This window comes from Streptomyces xinghaiensis S187 (assembly GCF_000220705.2).
In the GTDB taxonomy this organism is placed as follows: Bacteria; Actinomycetota; Actinomycetes; order Streptomycetales; family Streptomycetaceae; genus Streptomyces; species Streptomyces xinghaiensis.
Genome location: NZ_CP023202.1, coordinates 5,876,494 through 5,897,954 on the forward strand (window position 1 = coordinate 5,876,494; position 21,461 = coordinate 5,897,954).

Consider the following 21,461-nt stretch of genomic DNA (forward strand, 5'->3'; position numbering starts at 1 on the left):
CCCGCGGGTAGTACGGGCCCGGGCCCGGGCGCTCCGCGGAGCACCGGGCGCCCAGCCTTGACCCTCTCCGCGCCCCGGAAATAGGGTCCAAGGGTATTCAGCATCAGGAACAGCGTTCAGTATCTCGAACGCCGCCTACGTGGTATGAGCTGGAGGAACCGCAAGTGGCCACAGCAGTGTGGAGCGTCGATCCCCGGACCGGGAAGCAGCGCGAGGAAGTGGCCGTCGAGGCCACGCCCGCGGAGGTCGACGAGGCCGTGCGCGCCGCGCACGCGGTCCGCGGCAGCCTCGCCGACCGCGCCGTGCGCACCGCCTTCCTGCGCACGGCCGCCGACCTCCTGGACGAGGCCGGTGACCATGTCGTCGAGGCCGCCGACGCGGAGACCGCGCTCGGCCCCGGCCGGCTCACCGGCGAGCTGGCCCGGACGACGTACCAGCTCAGGGCGTTCGCCGACCTCGTCGACGAGGGCTCCTTCCTCGGCGTGATGATCGACCACGCCGACCCGGACCTGAAGCCCGTCCCGCGCCCCGACCTGCGCCGCTACAAGGTCCCGCTCGGCGTCGTCGCCGTCTACTCCGCGAGCAACTTCCCGCTCGCCTTCTCCGTCCCCGGCGGGGACACGGCCAGCGCGCTCGCCGCCGGCTGCCCCGTCGTCGTCAAGGCGCACCCCGACCACCCGGCGACCTCCGAACTCTGCGCCTCCGTGCTGCGCCGCGCCGCCGTACAGGCGGGGCTCCCGGCCGATGTCGTCCGCCTGGTGCACGGCTTCGAGGCGGGCATCGAGCTGATCAGGCACCCGCTGGTCTCGGCCGCCGGGTTCACCGGCTCGGTCCGCGGCGGCCGGGCGCTCTTCGACGCGGCCGCCGCCCGCCCCGTCCCCATCCCGTTCCACGGCGAGCTGGGCAGCCTCAACCCGGTCGTCGTCACCGAGGCCGCGGCGGACGAGCGCGCCGAGGAGATCGGCACCGGCCTCGCCGGGTCCATGACCCTCGGCACCGGGCAGTTCTGCGTCAAGCCGGGCCTGGTGCTGGCCCCCTCCGGCGACGCCGGGGACCGGCTGCTGTCCGCCCTCACCGACGCGGTCAGCAGGACCGAGGCGGGGGTGCTGCTCGACACCCGGATGCGCGACAACTTCGTCCGCGGGGTGCGCGAGCGGCTGGACCTCCCCGGGGTCGCCAGCCCGGTCACCCCCGGCGAGAGCGGCGAGCTGGCCGTGGGCGCCGGATACCTCACCGTCCCGGCGGCACGGCTCGCCGGGGGCGACGCCCACGAGCTGCTGCTGGAGGAGTGCTTCGGCCCGGTCACCGTCGTCGTCCGCTACGAGAACGCTGCCGAGGTCTCCGCGGTCCTGGAGCGGCTGCCCGGCAACCTCACCGCCACCGTCCACATCGGCGAGCGGGAGGCGGCCGAGGAGAACGGCCCGGGCGCGCGGCTGCTCGCCGAGCTGACCCCGCTGGCCGGCCGGCTGCTGGTGAACGGCTGGCCCACGGGCGTCGCCGTGGCCCCGGCACAGCACCACGGCGGTCCCTACCCGGCCACCACCTCCACCTCCACCTCGGTGGGCTCCACCGCGATCGAGCGCTGGCTCCGCCCGGTGGCGTACCAGAACACCCCGCAGGCGCTGCTGCCCCCCGAGCTCAGGGACGGCAACCCGCTGGGCCTCCCGCGCCGGGTCGACGGCCGGCCGGAGCTCTGACCGGAACCACGTCCCCCGGTGCCCGCGGGCACCGGGGGACCTGTTCGGCGTAACGGACCGGCGCCGGAGGGAGACGCCCGCCCGCGGCCGGAGAGCGGCCGGAGAGCGGCCGGAGAGAGGGGCGCGGCCGCGCCCCGCGCCGCCTCCCCGCCGGACACGGAGTGCCGCCCGCCGCGGAAACGGGACAATGGGGGCATGCCGGAAGGGAATGCCGCGGTGCACGAGGCGTACGACGCCGTCCGGACCCGTATGACGGACGGCCGCTACGCCCAGGGGCAGATCCTCACCCCGGAAGCGGTCGCCACGGAGACGAGTCTCCCGCTCCCGGCGATCAAGGCGGCCTTCGGGCGTCTGGCCGAGGAGAACGCCCTGCGGTTCCATCCGCCCCAGGGCGCGCTGATCCTGCCGCTGGACCTGGAGGAGGCCCGCGACGTCATGGAGGCCCGGCTGCTCCTGGAGATGTTCGCGATCGACTCGGTGGCCGCCCGCGGCCGGGAGCACGCACGCCGGCTGGGCCGGGCCCTCGAACCGCTGCTGCACGAGAAGGACACCTCCGAGGCGACCCTGCTCCAGGCCCGGCAGTTCCACGGGGAGCTGGTCGGGGCGGCGGGCAACGCCGTGGTCGCCCTGATGCACGAGACGCTCTGGGACCGCAGCCTGCACGTGGCCGCCGCCTCCACCGCCGGGCCGGACAACCGGCGCGGCAACGTCGCGGAGCACCGGGCCATCGCCGAGGCGCTGTGCCGCGGCGAGGGCGCCCGGGCCCGCCGGCTGGTGTACGAGCACATCGCCGCCATCCTGCGCCGCGTCGGCGTCGGCGACGAGCTGGCCCTGCCGCGCCCGGCGGACGCCTGACGCCTGACGCCCGACGCCCGACGCACCCCCGCGCCCCGTCGGGCATCCGCCGCGCGGCCACAACCCCGTGGACGGGAGGACGCCGTGCCGCGCATAGTGGCTGGCTATGGAGACCACTCTGGGAGGGGCGCACTTCGCGCCGAAGTCGACCTATCTCAACACCGCTTCGATGGGGCTGCTGCCCCGGGAGGCCGCGGCCGTGCTCCGGGAGGGGGTGGACGGCACCGCCGACGGCCGTCCCTCGCCCGACCTCGGCTTCCCCTCGGTGGACCGGGCCCGTGCGGCCTTCGCCCGGCTGGCCGGAGTGGACCCCGGGCGCGTGGCCACCTCGGGCGCCGTCGCCGTCCACACCGGCCTCATCGCCGGCTCACTGCCGGAAGGGGCCGAAGTCCTCATCGCCGACGGGGACTTCAGCTCGCTGGTCAACCCCTTCGCCGTCCGTCCCGATCTCAAGCTGCGCAGTGTGCCGCTCACCGCCCTGGCGGACGAGGTCCGGCCCGGTACGGCGCTCGTCGCCGTCAGCGCCGTCCAGTCCGCCGACGGCCGGATCGCCGACCTCGCCGCGATCCGTGCGGCCGCCCGCGCCCACGGCGCCCGTACGCTCGTCGACGCCACCCAGGCCCTCGGCTGGTTCCCGGTGGACGCCGGCGACTTCGACTACACCGTCACCGGCGCCTACAAGTGGCTGCTCTGCCCGCGCGGTGTCTCCTTCCTCACCGTCCCGGAGGACGGCGGGGGCCTGCGCCCGGTCTTCTCCGGCTGGACGGCGGGGGAGGACCCCTGGGAGAGCTGTTACGGCCCGGTGCGCCGGCTGGCCCGCACCGCACGCCGGTTCGACGAGAGCCACGCGCTGCTGGCGTATCTCGCGGCCCCGGAGGCGCTGGCGGTCATCGAGGAGACCGGCCCCGAAGCCATCCGCGCCCACAACCTCGCGCTCGCCGAGCGCTGCCGGGCCGGGCTGGCCGGGCTGGGCTACGAGCCGGTGTCCGAGCCGGGTTCCGCGATCGTCGCCGTCCCCGGGCTGGGCCACGCCGAGGAGACGCTGGCTGCGGCGGACGTCCGCGTGGCCATCCGGGCCGGCAATCTGCGGGCGGCCTTCCACCTCTACAACACCGCCGCCGACGTGGACCGGCTGCTCGACGTCCTCTCGGGCCTCCCGGCCCGCCCCTGACCCGGCCCCGGGTACGCGACGGCGGCCGTCACCGGGAATGCCTCCCGGCGACGGCCGCCGTCACTCGCCCAGTGGGAGCCCGATCCGGACGTGCCCCTCCCCCTTCCAAGAGGAGGCCGCGGCCCGGACCCAGGTCACACCCTGCGAGCCTGGGTCATCTCGCTACTTCACCGGTGTGAAGTCCCGGGCACCGAGGAACTCGGGCCGGCGGATGGGGGCCGCGAAGGGCTCCACCGCGGGGTTCTCCACGCTGTTGAAGACGATGAAGACATTGCTCCGCGGGAACGGGGTGATGTTGTCCCCGGAGCCGTGCATGCAGTTGCAGTCGAACCAGGTCGCCGAACCGGCCTTGCCGGTGAACAGCTTGATGCCGTGCTTCTCGGCGAAGCCGGACAGCGCCTCGTCGGACGGGATGCCCGCGTCCTGCATCTGCAGCGACCGCTTGTAGTTGTCCTTCGGGGTCTCGCCGGCGCAGCCGAGGAACGTCTTGTGCGAACCCGGCATGATCATGAGACCGCCGTTGGTGTCGTAGTTCTCGGTCAGCGCGATCGAGACGGACACCGTGCGCATGTTGGGCAGGCCGTCCTCGGCGTGCCAGGTCTCGAAGTCCGAGTGCCAGTAGAACCCGGAGGCACCGAACCCCGGCTTGACGTTGATCCGGCTCTGGTGGACGTAGACGTCCGAGCCGAGGATCTGGCGGGCGCGGTCCAGCACGCGCGGGTCGCGGACCAGCCCGGCGAAGACCTCGCTGATCTTGTGCACCTCGAAGACCGACCGGACCTTCTGCGACTTGGGCTCGACGATCGAACGCTCGTCGGCCTTCACCTCGGGATCGGTGACCAGCCGGTTCAGCTCGTCGCGGTAGACCGCGACCTCGTCAGGGGTGATCAGCTGGTCGACCGCCATGAAGCCGTCACGGTCGAAGTCGCTGATTTCGTTCTCGGAGATCGGGCCGGGGGTTCCGGGAGCCGACCACACGACCGGGTCCACCCGCGGGGTGGCCACCTCCGTGGCGCCGCGGGTCGGGTAGAGATCGGTCGTCCGCTCGGGTGCGATGGTCATGGTGCTGCACCTTCTCCTCTCGTTACGTCCCTGCTTCTGTCCGTTTCCCTCGTCGGGGGGCCGGTCAGCCCTCTTCGGGCTCGGTGAGCAGCGGGTAGACACCGTTCTCGTCGTGGTCCTCACGGCCGGTGACCGGCGGGTTGAAGACGCAGACGCAACGGAAATCCGTCTTCGGCCGCATCGTGTGGCGCTCGTGCCCGTCCAGCAGATACATCGTGCCGGGCTCGATCCAGTGCTTCTCGCCCGTTTCCTCGTTGGTGAGTTCGGCCTCACCCTCCACGCACAGCACCGCCTCGACGTGGTTGGCGTACCACATCTTGGTCTCGGTCCCCGCGTAGAGCGTGGTCTCGTGGAGGGAGAAGCCCACCCGCTCCTTGGCGAGGACGATGCGCTTGCTCTCCCAGGTGCCCGACTGCGACTTGATGTGCCGGTCGGTCCCCTCGATGTCCCTGAGGGATCGGACGATCACGGTGTTCTGCCTTTCTTTTCTACGGTCGGCGATACGCGGGCCCGGGGCAACCCGGCAAACAAGCCGGATTGCCCCGGGGAGAGGGCTCAGACCGTCTCGCGTACCGCCCGGGCGAGGATCCGCAGACCCTCGTCCAGCTCTTCGGGGGTGGTGGTCAGCGCGGGCAGCAGCTTGACGACCTCGCTCTGCGGCCCGGACGTCTCGACCAGCAGCCCCAGCTCGAAGGCGCGCTTGCACACGGCGCTCGCGCGGGACTTGTCGGTGAACTCCATGCCCCACACCAGACCGCGGCCGCGCACGACGCCGCCGAGCCGCGGGTGCTCCTCGGTGATCGCCGTGAGCGCCTGCTCGACCTGCTCGCCGCGGCTGATGGTCTGCTTCTCCATCTGGCCGTCGGCCCAGTAGGTGTCCAGGGCCGCGGCGGCCGTCACGAAGGCCGGGTTGTTGCCGCGGAAGGTGCCGTTGTGCTCACCCGGCTCCCACACGTCCAGCTCGGGCTTGAACAGCGTCAGCGACATGGGCATCCCGTAGCCGCTGATGGACTTCGACAGCGTCACGATGTCCGGCGTGATGCCCGCCTCCTCGAAGGAGAAGAAGGCACCCGTACGGCCGCAGCCCATCTGGATGTCGTCGACGATCAGCAGCATGTCCCGGCGCCGGCACAGGTCGGCCAGGGCGCGCAGCCAGTCGGCGCGGGCGACATTGATGCCGCCCTCGCCCTGGACCGTCTCGACGATCACGGCGGCGGGCTGGTTGAGCCCGGAACCCTGGTCCTCCAGCAGCCGCTCGAACCACAGGAAGTCCGGGACCTTGCCGTCGAAGTAGTTGTCGAACGGCATCGGGGTGCCGTGCACCAGCGGGATGCCGGCGCCGGCGCGCTTCATGGAGTTGCCGGTGACGGCCAGCGAGCCGAGGGACATGCCGTGGAAGGCGTTGGTGAAGGAGACGATCGCCTCGCGGCCCTTCACCTTCCGGGCCAGCTTGAGCGCGGCCTCGACCGCGTTGGTGCCCGTCGGGCCGGGGAACATGACCTTGTACGGCAGGTCGCGCGGCCGCAGGATCGAGTTCTGGAAGGACTCCAGGAAGGCCCGCTTGGCGGTGGTGCCCATGTCCAGGCCGTGCGTGACGCCGTCGCGCTCCAGGTAGTCCAGCAGCGCGCGTTTCAGCACCTCGTTGTTGTGGCCGTAGTTGAGGGCTCCGGCGCCGGAGAAGAAGTCCAGGTAGGTGTGGCCGTCCTCGTCGTACATGTAGCTGCCCTTGGCCCGGTCGAACACGGCCGGCCAGCCGCGGCAGTAGCTGCGAACCTCGGATTCGAGGCTCTCGAAGACACTCAGGGCGGGCGGGGTGATGGTCACAGCGAACTCCAGGGAGTGGTCTGGGGAGTGAGGTAAGTCGGTGGGGGCGGGCAGGGCTCGGAGTCGGGGTTTCCGGGGGCCCGGGGTGAGGGGGCCCGGGTCAGCGCGGGGGCGCCGTCCACGGCAGGGGTCCTATCCGGTACAGCACCTCGGGCAGGTGCCCCTCCTCGGGGAACAGGCCCGGGTCGAACAGGACCTCGCGCTCCACGGCCGCGCCGTGCCGCTCGGCGAACGAGGTGAACAGGCGGTTCGACGCCGTGTTGTCCGGGGTGATCGTGGTCTCGACCCGGTCGATGTCCTTCTCGTGGGCGACCCGCTCGGTCAGCCCGTCGAGCAGGGCGCCCGCCAGGCCGCGCCCGCGCTGGCTCTCGTCGACGGCGACCTGCCAGACGACGAGGGTGCGGGGGGCCTCGGGGCGGAGGTACCCGGTCACGAAGCCGACCGGCTCGCCGTCGGCGCCGCGGGCCACCACGGAGGTGGCGGCGAAGTCACGGCACCACAGGAGGTAGCTGTACGACGAGTTGAGGTCGAGCACCTCGGAGTCGCGGGCGATGCGCCAGATCGCGGCTCCGTCGTCGACGCGTGGCGTGTCGAGCTTGAGTCCTTCCGGCATTTCCAAGAATTCCGTACGGGGACCTGCGTGGTCTGCTTGCGCGGCGGTCATGCGTATTCAATTTACCGAGCAAAAGTTAAAAATGCATCGGGGCAAGGGGTTACGCGGACGGGGGTTCCTGTGTTATTCGGGCGCGGCCGTGCGGGCGCGCGAAACCCCGCCTGATTGCCCGTATATATGGGCTGATTCCCGGATGAACCGGGCGGCCTGTGGATCGCGTCACATATCCGTAACAACCCGGGCCGCGGCCACGGGAGAGGCTCCTGAGGTCTGTGGCGAATCCGTGTGTTTGAGACACGGGAAAGCGGGAAGAAGAGTTCCGGACTCTACGCATTTGGAGAATACGGAATTCCGTTGAGGAGAACATAGCGCGAATGCGCGAAACTGTCACCGGAATCACGGAACCCGACCGCCCCGGACTCCGTCCGCCCCCTCGCGGACCCGGCGCGGGCCGGGCCCGCCCCTCCCGCGTGCCACGCCGCTCGTAGAGTGCCTGCCATGAGCGAAGGCACGGTGCTGCACATCAAGGGACGGGTGCTCCGCGGCCCGGAGGACGTCCGGGACGAGCTGTGGGTGCGGGACGGCCGCGTCACCTACGAGCCCCCCGCCGCCGCGCGGAAGGTGACCACCCTCACCGGCTGGGTCCTCCCCGGACTCGTCGACGCCCACTGCCACGTCGGCCTGGACGCCCGGGGCCCGGTCGACGAGTCCACCGGCGAGAAGCAGGCCCTGACCGACCGCGACGCCGGAACGCTGCTGATCCGCGACGCCGGGTCGCCCTCCGACACCCGCTGGATCGACGACCGCGAGGACCTGCCCCGGATCATCCGCGCCGGCCGGCACATCGCCCGCACCCGCCGCTACATCCGCAACTACGCCCATGAGATCGAGCCGGGCGACCTCGTCGCGTACGTGGCGCGGGAGGCGCGCCGGGGTGACGGCTGGGTCAAGCTCGTCGGCGACTGGATAGACCGCTCCACCGGCGACCTCGCCCCCTGCTGGCCGCGCGGCGAGGTGGAGGCCGCGATCGCCGAGGCCCACCGGCTCGGTGCCCGCGTCACCGCCCACTGCTTCGCCGAGGACTCGCTGCGCGACCTGGTGGAGGCGGGCATCGACTGCGTCGAGCACGCCACCGGGCTGACCGAGGAGACCATTCCGCTCTTCGCCGAGCGCGGTGTGGCCATCGTCCCCACCCTCGTCAACATCGCCACCTTCCCCCGGCTCGCCGACGGCGGCCAGGAGAAGTTCCCCCGCTGGTCGGACCATATGCGGCGGCTCCACGAGCGGCGCTACGAGACCGTGGCCGCGGCCCACGACGCCGGCATCCCGGTCTTCGCCGGCACCGACGCCGGCGGCTCCCTCCCGCACGGCCTGATCGCGCAGGAGGTCGCGGAGCTGGTGAAGGCCGGGCTCCCGGCGGCGACCGCGCTGTCGGCGGCCACCTGGGGCGCGCGGGAATGGCTCGGGCGCCCCGGCCTGAGCGAGGGCGCCCCCGCGGACCTGGTGGTGTACGACACCGACCCGCGCGAGGACGTCCGCGTCCTGGCGGCGCCCCGCCACGTGGTGCTGCGCGGCCGCGTCACCGGCTGAGCCGCCCTACGCCGCCGTACGCCGCCGTACGGGGACCCGCCGCCGCGGGTCCCCGGGCCGGGGAGTCGAACGCACGCCCAGAAACCACCCGATGGTGTGAACTCACGCCATGTTGCTGCCTGTTCACCGACAGTACGTAAGTATGCGTTGCGTACGAGGTCGCCGGGCGGACGTCTCCCGGACCGCGCCGGTGACTCCATTTCTCTTGTGGGGGTTCCACACCTTGAACAGCAATGCCTTCGTCCCGCCCGTGCGCCGTACCGCCGCCGCGCTGACGGCCGCCGCTCTGGCCGCCGCCCCGGTGCTCCTCGCCGGTGCCGCGCCCGCGTACGCCTCCGGAGGGGACGGCAAGGCCGGAGCGGTCGTGCTCCGCGCGGACCTCGGGGTCACCCTGCTCGACCAGACCCGGGTGCCGCTGAACGTCACGCTCAACGAGGTCCAGGCCCCGGAGTCGGCCAGTGAGACGCTGCTGACCGCGCGGGTGGAGGGGGCCCACCGGGGCCGTCCCGTCGAGGTGCTGAAGGCGGCCGTCGCGACCGCGGAGGCGAAGACGGAGGCCGGGAAGGCCGAGGGGCGGGCCAACCTCGTGAACGCCCGGGTGTTCGTGCCCGGTCTGAAGAAGCACCCGCTGATCGAGCTCGACCAGGTCACGTCCACCGCCGTGTGCCCGGCCGGCGGGCAGCCGACGGCCGAGGCGAAGATTCCCGGGCATGTGACGGTCTTCGGCCAGCGGGTCGAGCTGAGCGCCGAGGGCACCGCGCGGGCGGACGTCGAGGGCATCGGATCGGTCGAGCTGGCCCTGGCGAAGACCACCACCACGGCGACGACCGCCGCGGCCACGGCCCTGGAGCTCCAGGTGTCCGTCACCCCGGAACTGACCGCGCCGAAGAAGCTCAACGTCGCGGCCGTGGAGGGCAAGGTCACCCTGGTGGAGGCCACCTGTGAGAGCCCCGCCGGCGGCTCCGGCGACGGCGGGCCGGGCACCGGCAGCGGCGGAGCGACCGAGGGCGCCACCGGCGGCTCGGGCGGCTCGGGCGACGGTTCGGGCGACGGCGGCTCGGGTGACGGTTCCGGCGACGGCTCGGGCGACGGCTCGGGCGACGGCTCGGGCGACGGCGTCAGCACCCAGACCGGCTCCGGCAGCGGCGAGGACAACCTCGCCGCCACCGGCGGCAACTCCACCACTCCGTACCTGGCGGCCGGTGCCGGGGCCCTGCTCGCGGCCGGCGGAGTCTCGGTCTTCGTCGCACGGCGCCGGGCGGCCGCCCGCCGCGGCTGACCGCGACGGGTCCGGGGCCGCCGGTCCCGGGCCCGGACCGGAAAGGTGACGGCGCGGGCCGCCCCGGGGGTGGGGCGGCCCGCGCCGTCGGCCTTCCGCCGCCGTCCGTACCTCCCGGCCCGGCCGCGCGGGACCGCCCGTACGGCGGGGTGCCCGCGAGGCCGGCGGCCGGCGGGGTCAGCGGCCGGCGGGGCCAGCCGGCGAAGTCAGCGGTCGGCGAGGGCCTTGCCCAGGGCGTCGGCGAACCGGTCCGTGGTCCGGGGATCGCGGACCGCCAGCCGCAGCCACTCCGGACCGAGCCCCGGGAACGTGTCACCCCGGCGGACCGCGAAGCCGTGCTCGCGCAGCCGTTCCCGTACGGCGGCCGCTCCCTCGAGCCGGAGCAGCACGAACGGCCCGGCGGCCGGACCGCAGACGGCGACCTCGCCGAACTCCGCCAGCCGCGCCAGCAGATGCTCCCGGTCCGCCGCCACGCCCTCCGCGGCGCGCTCCGCCTCCGCGAGCGCCGCCGGCTCACAGCAGGCCTCCGCCGCCGCGAGGGCCGGCGCGGACACCGGCCACAGCGGCTGGGCGCGCTCCAGCGCCGCGATCCGCTCCGGTTCCGCGAGGACGTAGCCGATGCGCAGCCCGGCCAGTCCCCAGGTCTTGGTGAGGCTGCGCAGCACCACCAGTCCCGGCAGGTCCGTCCGTGACGCCAGCGAGGCGTGCTCGCCCGGCACCGCGTCCATGAAGGCCTCGTCGACGATCAGCAGGCGCCCGGGCCGGGCCAGCGCGGCCAGACCGGCCGGGCCGTCCGCGGGATGGAGCACGGAGGTCGGGTTGGTCGGGTTGCCGACCACGACCAGATCCGCGTCCTCCGGTACGGAGCCCGGACGGAGCCGGAAGCCGTCCTCGCGGCGCAGCAGCACCCGTTCCACCCGGTGGCCGGCGTTCCGCAGGGCCGCCTCGGGCTCGGTGAACTGCGGGTGCACCACCACCGGACGGCGGGCCGGGAAGGCCCGGGCGGCCAGGACGAACGCCTCCGCGGCCCCGGCCGTCAGCAGCACCCGGGAGACGGGCAGCTCATGCCGTCGCGCCACCGCCTCGCGGGCCGGTGCGCCGTCCGGATAGGCGGCGAGGGTGGAGAGGGAGGCGGCGATCCGGGCCCTGAGCCAGTCCGGGGGAGTGCCGGCGCGGACGTTGACGGCCAGGTCGGTGAGACCGGTGCCGCGCACCTCGGCGTCGCCGTGGTGGCGCAGATCGGGTCCGGGCAGCGCGGTCACGGGAGTCCTGCCTTTCGGGTGCGGGCCGGTGCCGGGCCGGGCGGCACGGGGGCCCGCGGGGTACGGAGACGCGGGGTACGGGTGTGCGGGCCCGGGGCGGCCGGGAAGCGGGCCACGGCCACCGTGGCCCGGGACGAGGCGGACTTGGGTACCAGGAGCGCGCCCCCGGGCCCCGCGGCGAGCAGGGCGGCCGCCTCGGCCACACTCGGCGTGCCCGCCGCGCCGAGCACTGTACGGGACGGGTGCGGCACGTCCACGGCGGCCAGCTCCGCCGCCGTGTACGTCACCAGCGGTACGCCGAGCCGGGCCGCCGCCCCGGCGATGCCCGCCTCACCCGCCTTGGCCTCGGCGGTCGCCAGCACGGCGACCGCCGGCTCCCGCCGCCCGGCCGTCTCCAGCGCCGCACGCAGCAGCGCCAGTACCTCGCCCTCGGTGACCCCGGCACGCGCGCCGACACCCGCCGCGAGCACGGGGCCCCGGCCGGCCTCCCGTCCGTCCCCGCTCACCCCGCGCATTCCGCTCGTCCCGCGCACCACTCGACGAATCTGCGGGCCGTGCCCGGAGCGCCCGCCCAGTGCAGATGGACGTAGGAGGCGTGGACGCCCCGCTGCACGAAGCCCTCGACGCGGCGCGACGGCCGGTGCAGCCCCCAGGCCGGCGCGGCGCCAGCGCCCGGCTCGATCACCGTGCGGTGGAACTCGTGGCCCCGGAGCCTCGCCCCCACGGGGGCCAGCGGGCTGTCCGAGAGCGCCACCGCCTCGCGGTAGCCGAGCGTCAGCCGCTCCGTCATCCGCGCCTCCGCCTCCAGGACCCCGCACATCGGCCTGCCGTCCAGTGACCGGGCGAGGTACAGCAGGCCCGCGCACTCCGCCGCCACCGGGGCGCCCCCGGCGGCGAGCGCCGCGACGGCCTCGCGCAGCGGCTCGTTCGCCGACAGCTCGGGTGCGTACATCTCGGGGAAGCCGCCGCCGACGACGAGTCCGGCGGTGCCCGGCGGCAGCTTCTCGTCGTGCAGCGGGTCGAAGGTGACGACGTCGGCGCCGGCCGCCGTGAGCAGTTCGGCGTGCTCGGTGTACGAGAAGGTGAAGGCCGGACCGCCCGCGACGGCGACCACCGGGCGCCCGGGCCGGTCCCCCCGGTCCCGCCACGCTCCGGCCCCGCGCCCGGACGCGCCCCGCGCCGGGGGCGCCGGGGGCGCCGGGCCGGCCCGGGCGCCCGTCACCGGGGTTTCTTCCGCCGGGGCCGCCCCCGCCGGGGCTTCCCGGGCTTCCCGGACTTCCCGGGCCGGGTCCCAGACCGGTCCGGGGAGGGGCGGGGCGCCGCGCGCCAGGGCGTACAGGGCGTCCAGATCGCAGCCCGCCCGCACCCGGGCCGCCAGCGCCGCCACCGACGCGACCGCCTCGGCCCGCCGCTCGGCGGCCGGCACCAGCCCCAGATGGCGCGAGGGCGTCCCGGCGTCCGGTGAACGGCGCAGCGCGCCCAGGACCGGCACCCCGGACTCGTCCAGGGCCTCCCGCAGCAGCTCCTCGTGCCGCTCGGAGCCGAGCTTGTTGAGGATGACCCCGGCGAGGCGGACCTCCGGGTCCCAGGAGGCGAAGCCGTGGACCAGGGCCGCCACCGAACGGGACTGCGAGGAGGCGTCCACGACCAGCACCACGGGCGCCCGGAGCACCTTCGCCACCTGCGCGGTCGACGCCAGCTCGCCCTGTCCGGCGGCGCCGTCGTAGAGGCCCATGACGCCCTCGACGACGGCCAGGTCGGCGCCGGCCGCGCCGTGCAGGAAGAGCGGGGCGATCCGCTCGGGGCCGCACAGGTAGGCGTCCAGGTTGCGTCCGGGGCGGCCGGCGGCGAGCGCGTGGTAGCCGGGGTCGATGTAGTCCGGGCCGACCTTGTGCGGGGAGACGGTGAGGCCGCGTCCGGCGTAGGCGGCGATCAGTCCGGTGGCCACGGTCGTCTTGCCGCTGCCCGAGGCGGGAGCGGCGATCACCAGACGCGGCACCGTGTGCGGGGCGGCGGCGGACGGGCCGGCGGTGCTCACCACTCGATGCCCCGCTGGCCTTTCTGGCCCGCGTCCATCGGGTGCTTCACCTTCGTCATCTCGGTGACCAGGTCGGCCGCGTCCAGCAGCTCCGGCGGCGCGTTGCGGCCGGTGATCACGACGTGCTGGGTGCCCGGCCGGGCGCGGAGCACCGCGACGACCTCGGCGGTGTCGATCCAGCCCCAGTGGAGCGGATAGGCGAACTCGTCCAGCACGTACAGGCGGTGGGTCTCGGCCGCGAGGTCCCGCTTGACCTGCTCCCAGCCCTCCCGGGCCGCCTCCTCGCTCGACTCCATGTCCCGCTGGGTCCAGGACCAGCCCTCGCCCATCTTGTGCCAGACGACGGGGCCGCCCTCGCCCGAGGCGCCCAGGACGCGCAGCGCGCGCTCCTCGCCGACCCGCCACTTCGCGGACTTCACGAACTGGAACACCCCGACCGGCCAGCCCTGGTTCCAGGCCCGCAGCGCCATGCCGAAGGCGGCCGTGGACTTCCCCTTGCCGGGGCCCGTGTGGACCATCAGCAGCGGCCGGTTGCGGCGCTGACGCGTCGTCAGTCCGTCGTCCGGCACCGTGTTCGGCTTTCCCTGCGGCATTACGCGGCCCTCCCGGTCGTGTTCGTCGTCCCCGTCGTCCCCGTCGTTCCTGCCGTCCCCGGCCTCCTTGCCGCCGCCGGTCCGGGCCCTCGCCCGGTGTGCTGCGCGGACGGTGCGCGCCGCGTGCCCCGGACGCCGCGGACCAGCCCGGCCACGCTGTCCGCGCGCAGCTCCTCCAGGGTCACGGCCTCGGCACCCAGCCCGCGGGCCAGCTCCCCGGCCAGCCCCAGCCGCACCGGCCCCGACTCGCAGTCCACGACCACCGACGCCGTGCCCTCGGCGGCCAGCAGGTGCGCGGCCCGTGCCACCGGCGTGAACGGATCCGCCGCGCGCCCGGCGCGTGCCCCGGTGCCCGTACCGCCGCGCCCGCCGGCCCCGGCGCTCGGTGCGGCGGTCGCCCGGCCGTCGGTGACCACCACCAGCAGCGGCCGCCGGGACGCGTCCCGCAGCCGCTCCACCCGCAGCACCTCGCGTGCCCGCAGCAGCCCGGCGGCCAGCGGGGTGCGTCCGCCCGTCGGCAGTGACTCCAGCCGCCCCGCCGCCGCGTCCACGGAGGACGTCGGCGGCAGCACCAGCTCCGCGCCCGTGCCCCGGAAGGTGACCAGCCCGACCTTGTCGCGCCGCTGGTAGGCGTCCAGCAGCAGCGACAGCACCGCGCCCTTGACGGCGCTCATCCGCCGCCGCGCCGCCATCGACCCGGAGGCGTCGACGAGGAACAGTACGAGATTGCCCTCGCGTCCCTCGCGCACCGCCTCCCGCAGATCGTCGCGGCGCACCACCAGACCGCTGCCGGCCCGGCCCCGCGCGCGCTGGTACGGGGCGGCGGCCCGGACGGTCGCGGCCAGATGGAGCTTCGTCAGGGCGCCCCGCGGCCGTCGCGCGCCGGTTGTGCGCCCGTGCCGGGTGCGGGCGCGCGAGCGGCGCCCGGCCGCCCCCTCGCCCAGGCCCGGCACGGTCAGCACCCGGGTGCGGAACGGATCGGCGGCTCCCACCGCGCGCTGCCCGGGGCCGTCCCCGCCGGCGACCGGCCGGTCCTCCCCGGCGGGCTCGTCCCCCGCCGTGGCGGACGGCTCGCCCGCCGGCTCCCCCGCACCGTCCGGGCGGCCGCCGGGGTTCTCCGCGGCGCCCCCGTCCTCCGGGCCGCCGGGGTTCTGCTCCGGTGCGGTGTCCCCGCCCGGCGCGCTCCCGTCGTCCGTGCCGTCGCCGTTTCCGCCGTTCCCGTCGTCTCCGCCGTCCCCGCCCCCGGAACCGTCCGGTCCGCCACCCGGGTCGTCCGGGCCGCCGGGGCCCGGGTCCGGTTCGTCGTCGCCGCCGAACTCCTCCAGCGTCCGGTCCAGCTTCTCCTCGTCCAGGCCCGGCGCGTCGAACGGATTGCGGCGCCGGCGGTGCGGGAGCGCCAGCAGCGCCGCCTGCCGGACGTCCTCCTCGCGCACGTCCGTGCGACCGGCCCAGGCGGCGAGCGCCGTCGCCGTACGGGCCATCACGATGTCCGCGCGCATCCCGTCCACCTCGAACGCGGCGCAGACGGCGGCGATCCGGCGCAGTGACCGGTCGTCCAGCACGACCGACGGCAGCAGCGCGCGCGCCGCCGCGATCCGCGCCCGCAGCGCCGACTCCTCGGCCGCCCAGCGGGCGGCGAAGCCGGCCGGGTCGTCGTCGTGGGCCAGCCGCCGCCGGACGACCTCCACCCGCAGCTCCGGCTCGCGCGAGGCGGAGACCTCGACCGTCAGCCCGAACCGGTCGAGCAACTGCGGCCGCAGTTCGCCCTCTTCCGGGTTCATCGTGCCGACCAGCAGGAAGCGCGAGGCGTGCCGTACGGAGACCCCCTCGCGCTCCACGTACGAGGCGCCCATGGCGGCGGCGTCCAGCAGCAGGTCCACCAGATGGTCGTGGAGCAGATTGACCTCGTCGACGTAGAGAACGCCGCGGTGGGCCTCCGCGAGCAGCCCCGGTTCGAACGCCTTCTTGCCCTCCGACAGGGCGCGTTCGATGTCGAGCGCGCCGGCGAGGCGGTCCTCCGAGGCGCCGACCGGCAGTTCGACCATCCGGGCCGGCCGCTCCGTCCCCGGTGCCGCGGGGTGCGGGCCGTCGGGGCAGGCGCCGTCCGGTGCCTGCGGATCGCAGGAGAAGCGGCAGCCCGGCACCACGGCGACCGGCGGCAGCAGCGCCGACAGCGCACGCACGGCGGTCGACTTGGCGGTGCCCTTCTCCCCGCGGACGAGCACCCCGCCCACCGCGGGGGACACCGCGTTCAGCAGCAGGCCAAGCCGCAGATCGTCCATGCCGACGATCGCGGTGAACGGGTAGTGCGGATCGGGGGAGCGGGACGCGGCGCCGGCCGTGCCGCTCGTGACGGTGTCGCTCATGCGGTGCCCTCCGGTGGAACCCTCGGAAATCGGTCAGGTGTCCGCCTCCGCTCCCCGGACGGCCGGGGCGGTACTCGGCGGGACGGCGCGCCGGGCCGCGCGCTCACGGCGGCGCGCCCGGCGGCGTACGGACAGCCGCGCTCACGGCGCGCCCGGTGGTACGAACGGCAGGTCCGGCGGCGCCCCCTCCTCGATCAGCCGCAGCAGCGCCCCGGTGTCGGCGTGCTCCTCGATCAGATCCCCCAGCCGGTCGAGCTGCTCCTCGCGCAGCTCCCCGAAGGCCGTGTCCGGCGCCGGCACGAAGCGGCGCCCGGCGTCCCGCGCCACCCGGCGCAGGAACGCCCGCCGGAAGGCGTCGCTCTCCAGCGAGCCGTGCCAGTGCGTGCCCCACACCGAGCCCGCCCGGCAGCCGTCCAGGGCCCGGCCCCGGCCGTCGGTCATGAACGGCTCGGCGGAGTCCGCCACGCCGGCCACCCCGTGGTGGATCTCGTAGCCCGCCACCGGTTCGCCCAGGGCCTCGCCCGCCGGCCGTGCCAGGGTCTTCTCCGCCGCGAAGCGCACCCGCAGCGGCAGCAGTCCGAGCCCGTCCACCGTCCCGGCCCGCGACTCGACCTCGTCCTCGATGCGCTCGCCCAGCATCTGGTAGCCGCCGCAGATTCCGAGCACCGGCCGCCCCTCCGCCGCCCGGCGCGCGACGGCCTCGGCGAGCCCCCGTTCGCGCAGCCAGGCCAGCGCCCGCACGGTGCCGCGGGTGCCCGGGAGGACGACGAGATCGGCGTCGGCCAGCTCCTCCGGCCGGTCGGCGAAGCGCACCAGGACGCCGGGTTCGGCGGCCAGCGCGTCGACGTCCGTGAAGTTGGACATCAGCGGCACGGCCGCCACGGCGACCCGCAGCACCTCCTCGCCGCGCGGCGGTCCGGCGGCGGCCTCGCGGACCGCGCCGCGCAGCGAGAGCCGCAGCCCGTCCTCCTCGTCGATGCCCAGGCCGTGCGCGTACGGCAGAACGCCCAGCACCTGCCGCCCCGTCAGCCCGCGCAGCATGTCCAGCCCCGGCTCCAGCAGGGACGCGTCGCCGCGGAACTTGTTCACCACATAGCCCGCGACCAGCGCCTGGTCGGCGCGGCTCAGCAGGGCGGTGGTGCCGAAGAAGGACGCGAACACCCCGCCCCGGTCGATGTCGCCGACCACCACGGCCGGCAGTCCGGCCGCCCGCGCGAGCCCCATGTTGACGATGTCGTGCCGGCGCAGATTGATCTCCGCCGGGCTGCCCGCGCCCTCGCAGATCACCGCGTCGTACCGGGCGCGCAGCCGCTCGTAGCAGTCGAGGACGACGGGGAGCAGCGCCTCCCGGCGGTTCGCGGCCGGGGTGCCCCCGGTCCCCGGGCCGGCCGCGAAGTAGCCCCGGGCGCTCAGCTCGCCGGCCGGTTTGCCGAGCACCACGACCTGGCTGCTGCGGTCGCCGCCGGGCTTGAGCAGCACCGGGTTCATCAGCGCCGACGGCTCCACCCGCGCCGCCTGCGCCTGCATGGCCTGCGCGCGGCCGATCTCGGCCCCCTCGGGCGTCACGAACGAGTTCAGCGACATGTTCTGCGCCTTGAACGGGGCCACGGAGACGCCCTTGCGGGCCAGCCACCGGCAGATCCCGGCGGTGACGACGCTCTTGCCCGCGTCGGAGGTGGTCCCCGCGACCAGCAGGCCGCCGCCGGTGCCGGTCATCCCCGCCCCTCTCCGGCGGCCCGGGAGAGGGCCGTCGCGCCACCCCGGAGCGCCCCGTAGGCCAGCCGTCCGCCGGCGCACACCACCAGCGCCAGCGCGCCGACCCGGCGCGAGAGCCGCACCGCACGCTCGATGTCGCGCGGCTCCACCGGGCGGTTGCCGGCCCCCAGTACGGGCCGGTGTTCGACCCGGCCGCCGTACGCCAGCGTGCCGCCCAGCCGTACGCCGAGAGCCCCCGCGAACGCGGCCTCCACCGGGCCGGCGTTGGGGCTCGGGTGGCGCCGGGCGTCGGAGCGGAGCACCCGCAGGGCGCCCCGCGGGTCCGGGCCGGCGAGCACGGCCAGCGCGGCGGTGAGCCGGGACCCGGGGAAGCCCGCCACGTCGTCCAGCCGGGCCGGGGCCCAGCCGAACCGGCGCAGCCGCGGCGACTTGTGGCCGGCCATCGCGTCCAGGGTGTTGACCGCCCGGAAGCCGGCCAGGCCGGGCACCCCGGCGGCGGCACCCCACACCAGCGCCCCGACGACCGCGTCGGAGGTGTTCTCCGCGACGGACTCCACGACCGCCCGGGCGATCTGCTGTGCGTCCAGCGACTGCGGGTCCCGCCCGCAGAGGCCCGGCAGCCGTTCGCGCGCCGCCGCCAGGTCACCGGCCTCCAGCGCGGCGCCGACGGCCCGCGCCTCACGGCCGAGCGACGTGCCGCCCAGCACGGCCCAGGTGACGGCGGCGGTCAGCGCTCCGGAGGCGGCGGGGGAGCGGCGTACGGCACGGGAGAGGCCGGCGGCCGCGGCCACCGTGCCGCCGGCGCACAGGGCGGTGTACAGCGCCCCGGCGCCCCGGTGGTCGCGCCACAGCAGCCGCTCGGCGGCCGTCGCGGCCCGCCCGAACGCGGCGACGGGATGGCCGCGCCGGGGATCGGCCAGAAGGAGGTCGGCGAGGAAGCCGAGCGCCGTACCGGCGGCGAGGACGGCGTCCGCGGAGCGCGGGAGAGCGGATGTCGGGGGCGCGGGTGTCCGGGGTGCGGAGGCCCCGGCGGCGTCTTCGGCACGCATCGGCTCAGACCGCCGTCACGCCTCGGAGGGGGGACGGGGGCGGCGGGGCCGCCGGGAGCGGAGGGAGGGGCGCCCGCCCGCGGGCCGTCCGGCCACGGGGCGTTCGACGGCAGGGCGTACTGCGGCGGCAGCCGGGCATCGCGTGTGTCCTCACTCAGGGTCCGCGCCCTGGTTCGACGTGACCGGCGGTGAGAGTCTCCTGGCTCCCGGATCGGCGCGGGCCCCGGTCTTCCCGCCCGTCGGAACGGGCCGTGACGTGGGTGGGGTGCGCTCCCCGGTGACAGTGGCGGGACCGCGCCGGATTCGCACCGGCTTCCTCTCCTGCCGCCGTTTGGCCCCGGCAGTCCACCACGCCCGGGAACGCCCGTCAACTCGCCCTTGACCTGCGGGGGATCAGTGTGCGGAGCGCCACACCGGGGCGCGCGGCGCGCACGGAGCCCGTGCCGGGACGGGAGGGGCGCACGGGACGGGGGAGCCGGCCGGCGGAGAGGGGCGGCGGGGCGGGACCGCGTACGGGCGGGCGGCCGCGGACGGGCAGGGCGGAGGACGGGCGGGCGGCGGAAGGGGCGCGGACAACGCGGAGGGCCCGCCGCCCGGCAGCACGCGTCACGCGCTGTCCGGGCTGCGGGCCCGGGTGCCGCTGTACCGCAGGCCCGTTCGACTCGGTTCGACGCGGGCGGTGCGGGAGACCGTCAGGCGACGATCAGATAGATCCCGTACGCCACGACCGCCGCGGAGACCGCGAAGCACACCGTGGCGAGGGTGCGCGCCAGGGCGGTCGGCGCCTCGGTGACCGTGGCGCCCTCCGCGCCGTCCGCCTGCGGGTGCCGCCGGGCGGAGGTGCCGACGATGCCCAGGGTGAAGACGCCGACGATGGCGACGGTCGCCACGAGGCTGACCACGGAGACCTGGCCGAGTGCTGCCCAGTCGATGTTCATACGGTTCTTCCTTCTACCTGAGCCGTCAGACGACGGTGGCCTTGGACGCCGGGGACTGGGGCGCCGGGGACGCGGACCGCGGGGAACCGGCCTCGCCGTCGTGGGCGGCCGCCTCCAGCACGGAGTCGGTGGGCGGCGGGGAGAGGGAGGCGACGACGTCGGCGACGATGTCCTCGTGCTCCGGGTCGGCCTGCGGGGCGGGAACGTCGTTCACATTGCTGTGGTCGACCTTCTCCTGGCGCGACTTCACCCAGATCCACGCGCTGCCCGCGACGGCCATGACGGCGACCGCGGTGACGCCCCAGGTGCCGCGCCCGGCCAGCAGGGCGGCCAGCCCGGCGACGAGGCCGGCGGCCGGCAGGGTCAGGCCCCAGGCGACGAACATGCGGGTCGCGGTCGACCAGCGCACCACGCCGCCCTTGCGGCCCAGGCCGGAGCCCATGATCGCGCCGGAGGACACCTGTGTGGTGGAGAGGCCGAAGCCCAGGTGGGAGGAGGCGAGGATGACGGTCGCGGCGCCGGTCTGGGCGGAGAAGCCCTGCGGCGGCTGGATGTCGGTGAGGCCCCGGCCCATGGTGCGGATGATGCGCCAGCCGCCGAGGTACGTGCCGAGGGCGATGGCGACACCGGCCGAGGTGATGACCCAGAACGGCGGACCGGCGTCGGGCGCGAGCACACCGCCGGTGATCAGCGCGAGGGTCATCACGCCCATGGTCTTCTGGGCGTCGTTGGTGCCGTGGGCGAGGGAGACCAGGGCGGCCGAGGCGATCTGCCCGGAGCGGTAGCCCTTGGCGGTGTCCCGCTCGTCGCGTCCGCGGGTGAGCCGGTAGGTGAGCCGGGTGGCGGCCAGCGCCGCGAGCCCCGCGACGATCGGCGCGGCCAGGGCCGGCAGCAGCACCTTCGAGAGGACGACGTCGAGGTGGATGGCCCCGATGCCGGCGGAGAACAGGGTGGCGCCGATCAGACCGCCGTAGAGGGCGTGCGACGAGCTGGAGGGCAGGCCCACCAGCCAGGTCAGCAGATTCCACATGATCGCGCCGACGAGCCCGGCGAAGATCACTTCTGGACGGATGCCACTCTCGTCGACGATGCCGCCGGAGATGGTCTTGGCGACCTCCACGGACAGGAACGCGCCGACGAGATTGAGGACCGCCGACATCGCCACCGCTGTCCTGGGCTTCAGGGCCCCGGTGGAGATGGTCGTGGCCATCGCGTTGGCGGTGTCGTGGAAGCCGTTCGTGAAGTCGAACACCAAGGCCGTGATGATCACGATCCCGATGAGAAGCGTGATGTGTTCCATTCACCCAGGCAATCGTTTCGGGGGCCGGTTACACAGCGAAGGTAGGGATGCCCGGTGAACGGAAGGTGAATGGGAGTGGGCTTCCAGGTGCGATTGCGGGCCGCCGGC

At 75.1% G+C, this 21,461-nt stretch carries 18 protein-coding genes and 1 riboswitch; of the genes, 5 read left to right on the forward strand and 13 right to left on the reverse strand.

Going from position 1 to position 21,461, the window contains the following annotated elements:
- The first annotated feature begins 164 nt into the window (after nucleotides 1–164).
- From SXIN_RS25060 to SXIN_RS25070, 3 genes are all read left to right on the forward strand, one after another.
- Entirely contained in the window at nucleotides 165–1,697 is a 1,533-nt protein-coding gene (locus SXIN_RS25060; protein WP_039821870.1) for an aldehyde dehydrogenase (NADP(+)), read from the forward strand.
- Nucleotides 1,698–1,892: 195 nt separating this feature from the next.
- Entirely contained in the window at nucleotides 1,893–2,552 is a 660-nt protein-coding gene (locus SXIN_RS25065) for a GntR family transcriptional regulator (RefSeq protein ID WP_095757569.1), read from the forward strand.
- A 106-nt stretch (nucleotides 2,553–2,658) separates the two neighbouring features.
- Complete coding sequence (locus SXIN_RS25070; RefSeq protein WP_019709611.1) at nucleotides 2,659–3,723, forward strand: aminotransferase class V-fold PLP-dependent enzyme; 1,065 nt, start codon at nucleotides 2,659–2,661, stop codon at nucleotides 3,721–3,723.
- A 162-nt stretch (nucleotides 3,724–3,885) separates the two neighbouring features.
- Here SXIN_RS25070 and thpD read toward each other — a convergent pair whose 3' ends face one another.
- From thpD to ectA, 4 genes are all read right to left on the reverse strand, one after another.
- Nucleotides 3,886–4,785, reverse strand: a complete 900-nt coding sequence (thpD, locus tag SXIN_RS25075; protein WP_019709612.1) for an ectoine hydroxylase — start codon at nucleotides 4,783–4,785, stop codon at nucleotides 3,886–3,888.
- A gap of 64 nt (nucleotides 4,786–4,849) precedes the next feature.
- On the reverse strand, nucleotides 4,850–5,254 hold the full coding sequence (locus SXIN_RS25080) for an ectoine synthase (protein WP_019709613.1): 405 nt from the start codon (nucleotides 5,252–5,254) through the stop codon (nucleotides 4,850–4,852).
- 86 nt (nucleotides 5,255–5,340) lie between these two features.
- Nucleotides 5,341–6,609 carry a diaminobutyrate--2-oxoglutarate transaminase gene (ectB, locus tag SXIN_RS25085; RefSeq protein WP_019709614.1) on the reverse strand — a complete coding sequence of 423 codons (1,269 nt, stop codon included), beginning with the start codon at nucleotides 6,607–6,609 and terminating at the stop codon, nucleotides 5,341–5,343.
- Between the two features lie 100 nt (nucleotides 6,610–6,709).
- Nucleotides 6,710–7,273, reverse strand: a complete 564-nt coding sequence (ectA, locus tag SXIN_RS25090) for a diaminobutyrate acetyltransferase (protein ID WP_176743615.1) — start codon at nucleotides 7,271–7,273, stop codon at nucleotides 6,710–6,712.
- A gap of 447 nt (nucleotides 7,274–7,720) precedes the next feature.
- On the opposite strand from ectA, the gene SXIN_RS25095 reads away from it, so the two are divergent.
- Nucleotides 7,721–8,812, forward strand: coding sequence for an amidohydrolase family protein (locus SXIN_RS25095; protein ID WP_095757570.1), 1,092 nt, complete (start codon nucleotides 7,721–7,723; stop codon nucleotides 8,810–8,812).
- Between the two features lie 223 nt (nucleotides 8,813–9,035).
- Nucleotides 9,036–10,091, forward strand: a complete 1,056-nt coding sequence (locus tag SXIN_RS25100) for an SCO1860 family LAETG-anchored protein (RefSeq protein WP_192883631.1) — start codon at nucleotides 9,036–9,038, stop codon at nucleotides 10,089–10,091.
- 206 nt (nucleotides 10,092–10,297) lie between these two features.
- Here the strand turns inward: SXIN_RS25100 and cobC are convergent, their stop codons facing one another.
- From cobC to SXIN_RS25150, 9 genes are all read right to left on the reverse strand, one after another.
- Nucleotides 10,298–11,353, reverse strand: a complete 1,056-nt coding sequence (gene cobC, locus SXIN_RS25105; protein ID WP_019709618.1) for an Rv2231c family histidinol phosphate aminotransferase CobC — start codon at nucleotides 11,351–11,353, stop codon at nucleotides 10,298–10,300.
- The gene (locus SXIN_RS33095; RefSeq protein WP_420341066.1) at nucleotides 11,350–11,859 is read right to left on the reverse strand and encodes a cobalamin biosynthesis protein; all 510 of its coding nucleotides are present in this window, start codon (nucleotides 11,857–11,859) and stop codon (nucleotides 11,350–11,352) included. Before SXIN_RS33095 ends, cobC begins: the two co-directional genes overlap by 4 nt.
- Nucleotides 11,856–13,394 carry a cobyrinic acid a,c-diamide synthase CobB gene (locus tag SXIN_RS25115; protein WP_238153857.1) on the reverse strand — a complete coding sequence of 513 codons (1,539 nt, stop codon included), beginning with the start codon at nucleotides 13,392–13,394 and terminating at the stop codon, nucleotides 11,856–11,858. Before SXIN_RS25115 ends, SXIN_RS33095 begins: the two co-directional genes overlap by 4 nt.
- Nucleotides 13,388–13,984, reverse strand: a complete 597-nt coding sequence (gene cobO / locus SXIN_RS25120; RefSeq protein WP_019709620.1) for a cob(I)yrinic acid a,c-diamide adenosyltransferase — start codon at nucleotides 13,982–13,984, stop codon at nucleotides 13,388–13,390. The genes SXIN_RS25115 and cobO overlap by 7 nt, the downstream gene beginning before the upstream one ends.
- Complete coding sequence (locus tag SXIN_RS25125) at nucleotides 13,984–16,350, reverse strand: putative cobaltochelatase (RefSeq protein WP_095757572.1); 2,367 nt, start codon at nucleotides 16,348–16,350, stop codon at nucleotides 13,984–13,986. Before SXIN_RS25125 ends, cobO begins: the two co-directional genes overlap by 1 nt.
- A gap of 141 nt (nucleotides 16,351–16,491) precedes the next feature.
- Nucleotides 16,492–18,066, reverse strand: coding sequence for a cobyric acid synthase (locus SXIN_RS25130; protein WP_095757573.1), 1,575 nt, complete (start codon nucleotides 18,064–18,066; stop codon nucleotides 16,492–16,494).
- Nucleotides 18,063–19,115 (reverse strand): cobalamin biosynthesis protein, encoded by a 1,053-nt coding sequence (locus SXIN_RS25135; RefSeq protein WP_095757574.1) that lies wholly within the window; start codon nucleotides 19,113–19,115, stop codon nucleotides 18,063–18,065. The genes SXIN_RS25130 and SXIN_RS25135 overlap by 4 nt, the downstream gene beginning before the upstream one ends.
- A gap of 193 nt (nucleotides 19,116–19,308) precedes the next feature.
- Nucleotides 19,309–19,433: riboswitch (cobalamin riboswitch) on the reverse strand.
- A 374-nt stretch (nucleotides 19,434–19,807) separates the two neighbouring features.
- On the reverse strand, nucleotides 19,808–20,053 hold the full coding sequence (locus tag SXIN_RS25145; RefSeq protein ID WP_019709623.1) for a hypothetical protein: 246 nt from the start codon (nucleotides 20,051–20,053) through the stop codon (nucleotides 19,808–19,810).
- 25 nt (nucleotides 20,054–20,078) lie between these two features.
- Complete coding sequence (locus SXIN_RS25150; protein ID WP_019709624.1) at nucleotides 20,079–21,353, reverse strand: inorganic phosphate transporter; 1,275 nt, start codon at nucleotides 21,351–21,353, stop codon at nucleotides 20,079–20,081.
- Between the last annotated feature and the right edge of the window lie 108 nt (nucleotides 21,354–21,461).